Raw genomic sequence first — 14,490 nt, forward strand, 5'->3', positions numbered from 1 at the left:
TCTTATTGACTTTAAGAGTTATACATAAATTATGGTGGGAGAATAATAGATATTCTCATTGTTTTCTTTTGCCGAAACAATCTTTGATACATTGGGCAAAGGCATTTTCATATCTAATTCCAGAATAGTATCCGAAAAACTGTTACTATATTTCATTTTCAGGAGAGGATGATCTCTTATTTTTTGTTGTAGTTTAATGGTTTTAGGAGAAGTGAATACTTTGGATTTTTCTCCTCCTACAATCTCCTTTTCTTCTGGTCCCATATAAGAAATTTGATCCTCTCCTTCTATGGCTAGTTCTCGAATGATTATCTTTCTATCCTCTGGTATGACTACCAAGTATTGCCAAAATGTTTCTCTGGATTTGAAATTTACCTGTATCGCAGGGATAGTATTTTCTTTTAAGGATTCTAGAATGGATTTCATTCGTATATGAAATATACCATAGCAGTGATCATCAATTCTTTCTGAGATTCCTAAAAAAGAACTCTGTAATTGATTGTCTATCCAAATTTCATACATTCCACTTCCAAAAACTTCTATATCTACGTAAACAATGGATTCATTACTTATAGAGTCTTTTGAGTATATTTTATTTCCCTTACTATCTTTAACATCAATAGTAACTTGCTTATCAACAGGAACAGAAACATTAAATCTCAATGATTGTACAGGTAAATATTTTTCAGGATTTATAGATTCTTCAGCATGTAATCTATTAGCAACCTGAAAGTTTGAGATATACAATAATGTATCTTCCTTTAAAGAGGGTGATGTATTTGTATAGTTATTAAAATTGCTATCTATACAAATCATCTGAAAATAAAGATCTTCCTCCATGCTTAATTCTTCCCATATTTTACTCGCATTCTTTACACTAACATATCCTGTATAGGTATTCTCTATTTGTCTAATATGTATTCCATAATTCTTCATCAACTGTTTCGTTCTGAGTAAAGGAACTAATGCAAAAACAGTACATTTCTGCTCATGAAAATACTCATGCATAATTTCCAAACTAAACCATTGTTGAAGTTGTACGCTCATATGATCGAGATTAATTTTTCTTAATGTTTGTATCCAATCCGCTTACTCCAGAAACTTCTTCTTTTACTCGCTCTTTCTGGAATGCTATCATTCTTACTTTATAAATCATGGAGGGGACATATTTTGCTCCTATACCACTCCATATATGACTCAACTCCTGAATGGGAGTATTGAAAATTTCAAAAGACAATCTCCCTAATAATACATCGAGATCTGGATGCGTATCTCTAGTAAAAATGATAGGTGATTGAAAAATTCCTATCACTGCAGAAAGCATTTTTAAGGATTCTATATAGTTTTCAGAATTGTAATTTGCAGATACCAATAAAAACACGTTGATGTATACAGGAGGATCTACTTTACTAAAAGAACCTCGCGAATCGGGAATATATCCTCCCATATTTTTGACTGTCTTTTCATGCTCTAAATTGATGATAGAAAGAATTACCTTATTTTCAATATTCTTAGTAACACTACCATCTAAATTTACGAGACTGGATAATACCACAACATCTTCATTTAAACCAAAAGTCAACTTTAGGTTTTTATTCAGATAATCCGTTATGAATAATAAAGCTTTATCTAACATCTATTCTTTTTTTGCACTTTTTAATTGCACCTTAATGGCATTGGCTACTATTCTAGAAAAATAAATTCCAACTGCACACATAATATATACTACCATAAATGTTGGCTGATCGCCAGCTAGTGCTTCAAACACATCTAGAACTTCTTTGGATCCATATCGATACATTACGTAAGAAATGATCAAGGCAATAGGAATTGAGATTAATGCTATAAAAAGTAACCACAGCAACTCTTTAGAAAACATTTTCTTAACCATAGAAAATACTTTCTTCAGTTTCCCTTCTTCGGCTTTTAGCTTCTTTTCATCGGTTGCTATTACACTAGTGCTCATGGTAATTCTTTTTTCTTACGTTCTACAATTCCATTGGCGATGTAAAATGCCAAAACCCCTAAAAGAAAACCTATGATCAACATGACAATAAAATCATCAATAGCATCGAGTATTCTAAAAATGACAATTGCTAACAATAACATCAATCCGATGTAATATCCTTTTAGTGAAGTGTTATTAAAAAAACCGGCTCTCGTGTTTGGAGAGAACATAGCCCAAATAAAGCCTACACAGGCAAAAAACAAAACAAAAGACATGGTGTATAGTAATACATTCTTGTAGTCTGTGATAGATACAAGTTTCTCTTCTACTGTATTGATTTTACTCTTAGGATCTTTTAATCCTAATGTATTTACAATTTTCGAGAATATAGAACTGGCATTTTTTACAGAATCTTGCTCCTTTTCATCTGAATTTTCTGATTCCACAGCCATTTCGACACTAATGACATTCCATATATCATCATATCCTTTATCATATCCAAGAGCCCATATTCCGAGACCTGCTAGTTTTTTCTCTTTAATCAGCTTTGTTTTATACACAAAACTGGAATCATTTTCGAACCAACATTGCCTAAACTGGTTTTTATCTCCTTTAATACTAAAGGAACTATAAGCACTTTTACTAATAGGTTCTATGTAAATCTGTTCATTGCCTTCAATATTTTTCTTTATGTAACTAAAAGTTCTGCTACCTATATAGTTCTTTACTTTAGATTGTAAACTTTGGGTTTTTGTTTCCCACAGACTTCCATAAGTCGGTAATGCCAATAAAAGTTTATTGTTTGGTATCTTATTCTCTAAATAATAATCAACGGAAGTGGTTAAGTTATAAGGTTCCCAGGTTTTATCGCTATTTAGAGGAGATACAGGACCTGCTACAGAACTGGTTTTACCGTAATAGTCATATCCCATAATTACAAACTTGTCTACAGTTTGATTGATGGAGTTAAAATCTAATGCCTCACTCCAATTGACACTTGGTAGTGTTATATACACTAAATAATCTTTATTAGCCTTTTTAAGTTTGTTGGACAAAGTGAGCAAAAAACTAGTATATTCTTCCTTTTGACTCTTGGCCACGCCTTCAAAATCAATACATACACCATTTCCCTTTCTCTTCTCTAACAGCTGGATCAAGTTTTCTATTAATTGATTTACCGCTTCGGTATTTTTAAGGAACTTTCTGTTATTTTTTTCACCAAAATTACTTACTGTCAGTAATATTTTCTTATCGGGATATGCTTTTATAGAATCTACTATTGGCGTTGTATCCCAATCATGTGTGGTAATAGCGTTTCCTGTTTTTGGATCTACCTCGTAGGAGAAATAGGCTATTGTGGATAGTAATTTGTAATTAAGATACTTGTAATAATCTTTTTCCCAATAGGGATACCAACCAAAAACTTCGTATCCTAATTGGAAGTTCTTTTTAGTTTTAAAAACAATATCCTTGAGTTTTACAGTATCCGTATCAGTAACAAAGGTGGGAGATTGTTTCTCTTTTAATTCTTTATGATGTTGATGAATAAATTTTCGTGCTAATTTGGTGGAATCACTATGGTGAAAAAGCTTTTTAATAAAACCTAATTTTCCCTTTGCCTTTTTCAAAACCTTAGTAGTGTCCTGGTATAGGGAATATTCCTTAGTCAAAGTAACGCTTTTCGAATAAGCATAACTTTGAAAAAAGAGAAAAAAAAGCACCAATATAAAAGCCCTCTTTATATTCATTTATGATTTGTGTGATCTTTAAGGGTAGCCAAACATTTTTTAATAAAAATGTTCTCAGTCCACTGCAAATCAAAGCTAGCTATATAATCTGTGCTTATAAATAAGTAAAACTACCTGTTTATGGTAAAGTGCTAAAAGGTTTATTAGTGCAAATAGTAATTTTATAGTATAGGCTCTAGAATATATAAATAGGATTAAACTGCTTTTACAAATTGAGTGAAAATTTCCGATATTTTAATGCGCAAAAACCGCAGTATTTATAAAGCAAAAACATAAAAAATGGAAAGCAGTAAAATCAGCACTTTTTCGGGCTGAAATTGGGTAAAATACTATCTAAAAGTCAAGTAAATCAAAATCACAATTACACAAATAGCTATTCCTACTGGAATGGTATATTTCCAAGGTATGATATTTACTTCATTAGTGTATTCAATTTTAAAAGCTTCTTTTCGTGGATACATTTTACCAATTATAATCATTATTAAAATGTTAATGGCAAATAGCACCCCTTGCACGTGTAAAAAATGAGGAAATGTACCCTTCATCACTGTATTATCTAAAATAACATAAATTAAGTACACCACTGCTCCTAAAATGATAGCTACTTTGGCCGCAACAGCTGGAATCCGCTTTGTTAAGTATCCCATAATTATGATTGTTAAAATAGGGATTGTATAGCATCCATTAACTTGTTGTAAATACCCAAACAAACCAGCAGGTGCATTTGCAATTAATGGTGCAATAAACATAGATAATACTGCGAGAATGATTCCGAATACCTTTCCGGTTTTTACAATCTGTTTTTCAGAAGCATTTTTATTGATATAGCCTTTATATATATCTACTCCAAAAAGAGTAACAGAACTATTTAAAGCACTATTGAATGAACTTAATATAGCACCAAAAAGTACAGCAGCGAAAAAGCCAATCAATGAAGTAGGTAAAACTTTGCGCACTAAGGTAGGATATGCTTCATCTGGATTGGTAATACTATCGCCGTATAAATGAAACGCAATAATTCCTGGTAACACCACTAATACTGGGCCTAATATTTTAATGAAAGACGCTAAAAGGATTCCTTTTTGTCCTTCTTTAAGGTTTTTTGCACCTAATGCTCGTTGAATAATAGCCTGATTTGTTCCCCAATAAAATAATTGAACCAGCATCATTCCCGTAAAAATAGTACTGATAGGTACAGAAGAATCTTCGCTACCCATTGATTTAAATTTATCAGGATTTGCCGCCCATATCTCCGTAAAACCTTCTATCATGTTACCATTACCCACTAACATCAAACCTAAAACAGGAATAATCGAACCTCCTATCAATAATCCAACTGCATTGATTGTATCTGAAACCGCTACCGCTTTAAGACCTCCAAAAATTGCATAGACAGAACCAATAATTCCAATGGAAAATACTGTAATCCATAATGCGGTTGTTTTATCTACATTGAGTAATATTGGAATATCAAAAATGGTACTAATGGCTAGAGCTCCAGAATATAAAACAATGGGTAAAAGCACTACCACATATCCTGTAAGAAACAATCCCGAAGTAATCGTTTTAGTGCCAACATCATATCTTCTTTCTAAAAACTGAGGAACTGTTGTTAATCCTTCTTTAAGATATCGTGGTAATAGATATAAGGCAGTTACTACCATGGCGATTGCGGCTAAGGTTTCCCAAGCCATTACCAAAATTCCTTCAGAAAAAGCCTGCCCATTTAACCCTACAATCTGTTCTGTAGATAAATTAGTAAGTAATAATGAACCTGCAATCACTGGAGCTGTTAAGCTTCTACCAGCCAAAAAATAACCTGTATATGATTTCTCATCCGTTTTTTTTGTTGCTAAATATGAAATCAAAGCTACCAGAAAGGTAAAGCCAAGAAAAGTGATAATACCCATAAGATTTTGATAGAATTATTTAAAATTGAAAACAACAGTATTCTTCCTTTTACAGGATTTTAACCCATTGCGTTTCCTGAAGCAATTACGATTACTCCTAATATCATTGCAGTTAATCCTAGATAAAGAATTTTTCTCGGTTTAGCACTCGTGCTACTCCACTCACCAGTAAGTATTCCAGTAATTATGGCTACAGCAACACATACCGTATTAAATATGGCATATCCAACCGTATTCCCAGAAGATCCTAATTTATAAGCTGCAAAGGCAAAAGTTCCTGAAGCAGCAAAGTTTAAAAGTGCCATGATAAACGTATAAAACAAGTTTTTCGATGTATGTGAAGAATTGAATTTGCCCCACAATTTCTTAGCACTTAATTGATATATAAAATAAGGAATCACAAAAATAGCTCCTGAAACATAGATGATCACCATTACCATAACTGCCGTAATCCACTCTGGATTTCCAGCTTCTTGACAAGCCTGATGCAAATAGGGCCTTCCATATGCATTCGCATAACTAAAACCAGTAGCTAATAAACCTCCGATAACCGCGATAATAATTCCAATAGTCATCGAAGACGCTTTTCCATCTAATTTTTCTCTACTATTTTTTTGATCTTCTGCTTGCCTCAGCATTCCTGCTTTCCCATTAAAAGAAACCCCAAATAACACTATCAAAATTCCTAAAAGTATTACCATAAACACATTATTGGAAGGTAATCCATCCACTAAGAACGGTAATAAAGATCCTACAAGAATAACGGTACCAATAAAAATCGAAAAACCTAAGGACAAGCCAATGTAATTAATTGCTTTTCCCCACATCATAACACCAATACCCCAAAGAATACTGGCTATTCCCATTTTCCAAAGGATATCAGTTGGGATATTCGAAATGATAACATCAAAATCTTTCACTAATAAAAAACCAGCAGCTATTGGAATAATTAGCATATTGATAAAAAACATCATACCCCAAGTGTTTTCAAACTCGTATCCTTTGGTATATTTTTCGGGCAATGCATATAGTCCAAGCATTAATCCAGCGAGGACTGCAAATAATATTCCTATAGTCATAATTATTAATTTTAAAAGTTGAGTATTGTGCTATTAATTTTATATATCTTCTTGACTACTCGATTGTGGAAAATTTGAATATCGTAGTACTGGTAAATGGTTCTTCGGGATAGGTAACCGTTTTAGGAGCATCTTCTAAATTTACTCCATTCGGATATCGATGGGTTTCGCAACAAAATGCCTTGTATTGTCCATACTGATCTCCTGTTTCTCTTTTTAGTGCATCAGAAGTAAAATACCCTGAATAGAATAACATACCTGGTTCTGTGGTTGAAACTTCCATGGTTCTTCCGGTTCCTGCATGCTCAAAAGAGGCTACTTTCCTTAACTCAAAATCTTTTGGGAACAAAAAATAATGATCAAAACCAGTTTCCATATGATCTAAAGCTTCTTTAAAAAACTTTCCATTCCTAAAATCTTCTGGTCTTCCATCCACCTCTATTACTCCTCCTTGAGCTACTCCTTTGTCATCACCTTCTAAAAAAGCATCTGAATGAATGGTTACTTTATGATTGTGAACAGTTTCTTCGAAACCAGATAAATTAAAATAAGAATGATTGGTTAATGAAATTGGAGTCGCTTTATCCGTATTCGCTTTATAAGAAATAATTAGTTCGTTTTCGTTGGTAAGTGTAAAACGAACTTTAGCATTTACATTTCCTGGATATCCTTCTTCCATATCGGGGCTTTTTAAATTCATGATGACAGTAACTTCATCTTTCATATTATCATAACCCTCTACTGTCCATATTCTTCTATCAAATCCTTGAGTTCCTCCATGTAGATGGTTTCCTCTATCATTACCAACCAAGGAATATTCTTTACCTTCTAAGGTAAATTTTCCTTCATGAATACGAGAAGCACATCTTCCTACTGTTCCACCGAAATACGGAGCGTTATTCTTATACTCTTCTGAAAAATAACCATCAATATTCTCAAAACCACAGGTAATCTCTCTGGAGTTACCTTGATTATCTGGTGTAAGAATAGCCGTAATCGTTGCTCCGTAATTCGATACTTTTACTACCACACCATTATCATTAGACAATTCATATAGGAAAACCTGATCGTTTTCTATATTACCAAAATTTGTTTTTTCTACTTTCATTGACTATTAAAATGTGTGGGTTATTAAATAATTTATGTGAATCGTTATTAGTGCTGTTCAAAAGGTTCTAATTTTCCCCAATTGAAAACAACACCAGTTCCTGGAATATCAGGAGCTACTGCTCTGTAGTTTTCTACAATTAACGGTCTTAATGTATATTCATCAATAGGAAAACTATGCACCTCTAACCATCCTGCATTTTCTTGTGACGATACCAAACTTACATGCAATTCTTGCATGCCATGAGAACACACCGGAATCTTATGTTGTTTTGCTAGTTTGGCAACACGCAACCATCCTGTAATACCTCCACAATTAGAAGCATCTGGTTGTACAAAGGATAATTTTGATTGCTCAAATGCATATTCAAATTCGTGAATTGTATGCAGATTTTCTCCCATCGCTAGAGGAAAACCTGTTCTTTCTACTATTTCACCATATCCCTTATAATGATCTGGAATGATAGGTTCTTCGAACCAAGTAATATCATATTCTTTAAATCTACTGATCGCTTCGATAGCTTTATCAATACTCATAGAATAATTGGCATCTACCATAAAAGTAATATCAGGACCAATATGCTCTCTTACTGCCTTTATGCGCTCAATATCTTCATCTAAATTTTCTCTACCAATCTTAATTTTTACTGCGTTAAAACCATTAGACAAATAGGTGTCCATGTTCTGTAGCAACTTTGGTAATGGAAATTGTAAATCAATTCCTCCACAATACGCTTTGCACGTATTATTTGCTCCTCCAGCGACTTTCCAAAGAGGTTGTCCTAGCCTTTTACAGTGTATATCCCACAAAGCTATATCTACAGTAGAAATGGCAAAAGAAGCAATTCCTCCTCTTCCTACATAGTGGATATGCCATTCTAAAAAATCATAGATTCCTTCAATATCAGCACCATCTTTTCCGATTAGAGCTTCTTTAAAATCATATGCTATCATTGCTTTTATAGCTCTACCACCTTTACCACCGGTATAGGTATATCCTGTACCTTGACTTCCATCATTTAAGGTAATGGTGGTAGTAACTAACTCAAAATGATAATGATCTCCATGTTTGGCATCAGAAAGTACTTCTGGCAAAGGCACTTCGAATAATCTAACTTCTATATCTTTAATTTGGGTGTTCATAATTTAGGTACATTGAAAGTATACTATAACAATTCTACTATTTGGCTTATTGGTTTTGAAGCTCCTAACTGGACACTTCTTTCAGAGGGTAATGCATTGGAGATGCTAATTCTATACTTTCCTTTGATCCACTCCTTTTCTCCATTTAAATTCGTTTGAACAAAATCTTTTTCATTTAAAACAAACTTTACATTTTGAGACTTATTAGATACTAACACTCTTTTGAATCTTTTTAATGCGTAGAATGGTAGAAAACCTTTTTTATCTTCTGGAATAAGATATAGCTGCACTACCTCTTCATAATTTGAGTTGTTCGTGTTTTGAATAGTAACAGAAATTTCTAGTTCCTCATTTTTCTTGATCTTAGTCTTACTAAGATTAAGATTTGTAAATGCTACCGAACTATAAGACAATCCATAGCCAAATGGATACATCGGTTCTTTGGTCATATATTTATATGTTCTTCCTTTCATTGAATAATCTTCGAAAGGAGGTAATTGCCCAACATTTTTAGGAAATGTTACTGGCAAATGACCTGAAGGAGCTACATCACCAAAAATGATATCGGCTAACGCATTTCCACCTTGTTCACCTGGATACCACATCAACAAAATTGCATCTACTAAAGGTTCTATTTTATCTAATGAAACTGGACTACCAGCACCAACAACAAGAATTAATGGTCCTTTTTTTACTTCGCTAATTTCTTTTATATAGTCAATTTGACTTTGAGGTAATTGTAGATCCTTTCTGTCTCCCTTATTTGTAGATGCTATTGCATCAACTTCTTCTCCCTCTATTTCATTAGAAATCCCTACCACCATTATTGTAGCGTCAATTGTTTTAGCTACTTGAGGTGCCCAATTTAATGGATTAAGGTTTTTTTGAAATGGAAGAACACCTTGTCTATAGTTTAATGAAGTGCCTAAAGAAACTTTTTCTGCCACTCCTTCTAAAACGGTGACTAAATTAGAGGACATCCCATAGTAATTACCAATCAAAATATTATTTGAAGCGGCAAAAGGTCCTGTTACGTATAAAGAACTAATGTCTTTCCGCAAAGGCAATACTTGTTGATCATTTTTGAGTAAAACAATTGATTTTTGAGCAACCGTTTTTGCTAATTTTTGATTTTCTTCAGAATTGATGATATCTGATTTGACTAGATTAAAAGGGTTACTCTCTTCCTTATCAAAAAAACCTAGCTTAAAACGTATTAGTAATAAATCCTTTAAACGCTCATCAATTAACGCTTCTTCGATTAAACCCTCTTTTACAGCCTCTGGAAGTTTAGAATAAATCCAACCACAGTTAAGATTCACCCCTGCTTTCAAAGCCATTGCTGCAGCTTCTTGTTCACTTTTAGCCACTTTGTGACCTTTGAAAATATCTCCCAAAGCACCGCAATCCGATACTACGTATCCGTCAAAACCCCACTGTTTTTTAAGCAATTGGTTAAGTAATAAATCACTTGAACAAGAAGGATCTTCATATACAGCATTATAAGCCCCCATTATTCCTTTTACATTTGCTTCTTTAACTAGTTTCTCAAATGCTGGCAAATAGGTTTCGTAAAGATCTAACTTAGATGGGTTAACATTAAAAGAGTGCCTCAAGGCTTCTGGACCAGAATGTACCGCGTAATGTTTGGCACATGCAACAGATTTTAAATACTTTGGATGATTTCCTTGTAACCCTTGAACAAATGCAGTTCCTATTTGTGATGTGAGATAAGGATCTTCTCCATAAGTTTCTTGTCCACGTCCCCACCTAGGATCTCTAAAAATATTTACATTAGGTGTCCAGTAGGTTAAACCACTATACTTTTCTCTATTACCTATTGATTTCGCAATTTTAAACTTAGCTCTGCCTTCATCAGCTATTGTAGAAGCAACGGTTTTAATCAACTTAGGATCAAAAGTAGCTGCCATACCAATAGCTTGAGGAAAAATAGTTGCTTTTCCATTACGAGCAACACCATGAAGAGCTTCATTCCACCAATCATACTTGAGTATTCCTAATCTAGGAATTGCAGGTGTATTGTTCAATAGTTGTTTACATTTCTCATCAAGTGTCATCTCTTGAATTAACAAAGAGATTCTTTTCTCGAAAGATAGAGATTCATCAAACCACTTAAATTGAGTTTGACCTATTATTTCACTTATAGAAATAGTAGAAAGAACAATACATGATATGATAAAATGATACCTCATTGATGTTATTACAAAATTTAAAAAGTTTTGTTTGTTCTCCCTTTTAGGATTTATAATTCATATAAAAGGTTTTCTTTTCTAGGTACTGCTCGAATCCATACTTTCCGTCTTCTCCTCCACTTCCTGAAAGCTTATATCCGTTATGGAATCCTTGATGCTGTTCTCCATGACCTCGATTCACATAGATTTCACCAAATTCTAACTCATCATTACAACGTAATATGGTTGCCATATCTTTCGTAAAAATCATGGCTGCCAGTCCATATTCGCAATCATTAGCATATCCAATCACCTGATCAAACTCAGAAAATTTAATCACAGGTAATATCGGTCCAAATGATTCTTCATGTACGATAGTCATGTCTTGAGTTACATCTGTAAGTACTGTAGGTTCGAACCAATGTCCTTTTTCAAATTCAGCTCCTTCTGGTCTTTTACCTCCAGTTGCAACGGTAGCTCCCTCTTTTATACTTACCTCCACTAAATGTTGCATGTTTTTCAATTCTGAAGCATTTACTTTTGGCCCCATAGACACAGTTCTGTCTAAAGGATTTCCAACCTTGTACGTCTTCAAGTGTTCCATAAATTTCTCCATAAAAGCATCATATACATCTTCGTGTACATACATACGTTCATTACAGGTACATACCTGTCCACAATTATCAAATCTAGAGTGGAACGCGGCTTCTGCTGCCTGATCTAAGTCTGCATCTGCAAATACTATAGCTGGTGCTTTTCCTCCAAGTTCTAACTGAACATGAGTAAGGTTTTGTGCTGCAGCTTTAAAAATCTGCTGACCTGCTGGAGTACTACCTGTCATGGTAACCATTTTGGTAATTGGATTTTCCACTAAGGCATTTCCTAGTACTCTTCCTGATCCTGTTACCACATTTAATAATCCTTTAGGTAAACCTACTTTTTCGGCAATAAAACCTAATTCTAAAGTCGCCAAAGGAGTTTCTTGGGTTGGTTTTACTACGATTGCATTTCCTGCTACCAAAGCGGGCCCTATTTTTCTTCCGGCCAGAGCTAAAGGGAAGTTCCAGGCAGTAATTGCTACAACAACTCCTCTTGGAATTTTATGTATGTAAATATGTTCATTTTCATTATCAGAAGGCATAATATCACCTTCTATATGTCGAGCCCAATCACAAGCATATTCTATAAAAGTTGCCGTAACTTCCACTTCGATTTCAGCCAAGGAAATAATTTTACCTTGTTCTCTGGTTAATAATTCTGCTAGATATGGCTTCTTTGCTCTTATTTCGGTAGCAAACTTTCGCATGAGTTCTGCTCTCTTTCTAGGAGGAACTTTTCTCCATTCTTTTTGTGCTTTTTCAGCTGCTTCCAGGGCAATTTTTGCATCTTCTTCTACCCCCATTTGCACTGTACCTACAACACTTTCATCTATTGGACTGGTAATATCAGCAGTCTTTCCAGATGTGGCATTAGTCCATTCTCCATTAATAAAAAGTTGATATTCTTTTGCTTTCATCTTTTCTTTTTTTGAGGTGTTTTTAATTTAATTATCGACCCATCCATCCTCCATCAACAACCATAATGGATCCGTTCATATAACTTGCCGCTTCTGAAGACAGAAATACTACTGGTCCTGCAAAGTCCTCGGGATCTCCCCATCTGTTAGCAGGAATTCTTGCTAAAATTGAGTTTGCTCGACTAGGATCGTTTCTAAGCGCTTCTGTATTATCGGTTGCTATATATCCAGGAGCAATGGCGTTTACATTAATTCCTTTCGAAGCCCATTCATTCGCAAATGCCATAGTCATCTGTCCTATTGCACCTTTACTAGCAGCATATCCTGGTACTGTAATTCCTCCTTGAAAAGTTAATAGAGAAGCTGTAAACACAATCTTTCCATTCCCTCTTTCAACCATTTCTTTTCCTATTTCTCTGGTAAGGATGAATTGAGCATTCTGATTAACTTCTATTACTTTATCCCAATATTCATCTGGATGTTCTGCTGCAGGTGCTCTTAAAATTGTACCTGCATTATTAACAAGTATATCTATTATTGGAAAATCTGATTTTACTTCTTTGATAAATTCATACAGTGCTTTTCTATCTGAAAAATCACATTGATATGCTTTAAATTCTTTTCCTAGTTTTTTGACAGCGTTTTCTACATCACTTCCTTCTTTTTCAAGACTTGCAGAAACACCAATAATATTAGCTCCCGCTTCGGCCAAACCAATGGCCATAGCTTTTCCAATACCTCTTTTACAGCCTGTCACTAATGCTGTTTTACCTTCTAAACTGAATTTATTCAAAATACTCATTAATTGTAAGTGGTTAGTTTTATTGTTGGCAATCCATTAATACTTTTAAGCCGTCTGGATTGTTATCTATATTTTCAAAAACTTCTTGAATTTTGGTTAAGGGTTGAACATCCGTAATTAGCGCTTCAAAAGGAAGTTCATTGGTGGTTATCAATTGTATTGCTTTTTCGTAATCTTCCTTCTCATACACCCTTGCTCCTATGAGTTTTAGTTCTTTCCAAAAAAACTTAAACAAATTCACTGGTTTAGGTTCTCCGTGGATAGCTACCATCACAATTCTTCCTCTTATACCTGCCACCTCAGTCATTACATCCAACGCTGGCTGAACACCTGCTACTTCAAATACCACATCTGCTAATCTACCTTCTGTATTTTTTCGTACATAAGCTACCAAGTCTACTTCTGCAGGATTCACTGTTTCAAAACCTAGTTCTTTTGCCTTCGTTATTCTAACTGGATTTACTTCCGAAATAACAACATTTGCACCTGTATCTTTGGCTACCATTGCTACTAACAATCCAATAGGTCCTCCTCCTAAAACTACAGCGGTTTCTCCTTCTTTTAACTCACTCAAACGAACATCATGCACTGCTACCGATAATGGTTCGATCAATGCCGCTAATTTTAGATCGGTTTCTTCTTTTAATTTATGTAATGTAAAAGCGGGTACGTTCCAAAATTGTTGCATAGAACCAGGACTATCAATACCTATAAACTTTAGCTCTTCACAGATATGATTGAAGCCTTTATCCGATGGTTTTACTGCACGGTCATCTAATGGTCTTACTACAATCTTATCACCTAATTCGTATCCTGTTACTCCTTCGCCAATAGCATCAATAGTACCCGACATTTCATGACCTATGGTTTCTGGAATATTTACTCTTTTATCCATCATCCCATGATAGATATGCACATCGGTTCCACATACTCCAGAATATGCCACTTTGATACGAACTTCTCCTTCTTTAGGTTCGGCAATCTCCTTATCAATTACACTAAAGGTTTTATTACCTTTATATATCGTTGCTTTCAATTTTGTCTA

12 protein-coding genes are annotated in these 14,490 nt (G+C 34.3%); all 12 read right to left on the reverse strand.

Features of this window, described 5'->3' with window-relative positions:
• Nucleotides 1–18: 18 nt before the first annotated feature.
• The gene (locus tag ACWNT5_RS04370) at nt 19–1,047 is read right to left on the reverse strand and encodes a hypothetical protein (RefSeq protein WP_456516720.1); all 1,029 of its coding nucleotides are present in this window, start codon (nt 1,045–1,047) and stop codon (nt 19–21) included.
• 10 nt (nt 1,048–1,057) lie between these two features.
• Nucleotides 1,058–1,636 (reverse strand): DUF4255 domain-containing protein, encoded by a 579-nt coding sequence (locus ACWNT5_RS04375; RefSeq protein ID WP_456516721.1) that lies wholly within the window; start codon nt 1,634–1,636, stop codon nt 1,058–1,060.
• Nucleotides 1,637–1,966, reverse strand: coding sequence for a hypothetical protein (locus tag ACWNT5_RS04380; RefSeq protein ID WP_299605389.1), 330 nt, complete (start codon nt 1,964–1,966; stop codon nt 1,637–1,639).
• Entirely contained in the window at nt 1,963–3,576 is a 1,614-nt protein-coding gene (locus ACWNT5_RS04385) for a glycosyl hydrolase family 18 protein (RefSeq protein ID WP_456516722.1), read from the reverse strand. Before ACWNT5_RS04385 ends, ACWNT5_RS04380 begins: the two co-directional genes overlap by 4 nt.
• Nucleotides 3,577–4,025: 449 nt before the next feature.
• Nucleotides 4,026–5,606, reverse strand: a complete 1,581-nt coding sequence (locus ACWNT5_RS04390; protein ID WP_456516723.1) for a solute:sodium symporter family transporter — start codon at nt 5,604–5,606, stop codon at nt 4,026–4,028.
• A gap of 59 nt (nt 5,607–5,665) precedes the next feature.
• The gene (locus ACWNT5_RS04395) at nt 5,666–6,685 is read right to left on the reverse strand and encodes an L-rhamnose/proton symporter RhaT (protein ID WP_456516724.1); all 1,020 of its coding nucleotides are present in this window, start codon (nt 6,683–6,685) and stop codon (nt 5,666–5,668) included.
• A 55-nt stretch (nt 6,686–6,740) separates the two neighbouring features.
• Entirely contained in the window at nt 6,741–7,793 is a 1,053-nt protein-coding gene (locus ACWNT5_RS04400; protein WP_456516725.1) for an aldose epimerase family protein, read from the reverse strand.
• A 47-nt stretch (nt 7,794–7,840) separates the two neighbouring features.
• A complete protein-coding gene (locus ACWNT5_RS04405; protein WP_456516726.1) occupies nt 7,841–8,935 on the reverse strand; it encodes a mandelate racemase/muconate lactonizing enzyme family protein in 1,095 nt (364 codons plus the stop codon).
• A gap of 23 nt (nt 8,936–8,958) precedes the next feature.
• On the reverse strand, nt 8,959–11,148 hold the full coding sequence (locus ACWNT5_RS04410; protein WP_456516727.1) for a glycoside hydrolase family 3 C-terminal domain-containing protein: 2,190 nt from the start codon (nt 11,146–11,148) through the stop codon (nt 8,959–8,961).
• A gap of 43 nt (nt 11,149–11,191) precedes the next feature.
• On the reverse strand, nt 11,192–12,643 hold the full coding sequence (gene aldA, locus ACWNT5_RS04415; protein ID WP_456516728.1) for an aldehyde dehydrogenase: 1,452 nt from the start codon (nt 12,641–12,643) through the stop codon (nt 11,192–11,194).
• A gap of 31 nt (nt 12,644–12,674) precedes the next feature.
• A complete protein-coding gene (locus ACWNT5_RS04420; protein ID WP_456516950.1) occupies nt 12,675–13,439 on the reverse strand; it encodes an SDR family oxidoreductase in 765 nt (254 codons plus the stop codon).
• A 25-nt stretch (nt 13,440–13,464) separates the two neighbouring features.
• Complete coding sequence (locus ACWNT5_RS04425; protein WP_456516729.1) at nt 13,465–14,481, reverse strand: zinc-dependent alcohol dehydrogenase; 1,017 nt, start codon at nt 14,479–14,481, stop codon at nt 13,465–13,467.
• Nucleotides 14,482–14,490 lie beyond the last annotated feature (9 nt).

This window comes from Aquimarina sp. 433, from assembly GCF_054054605.1.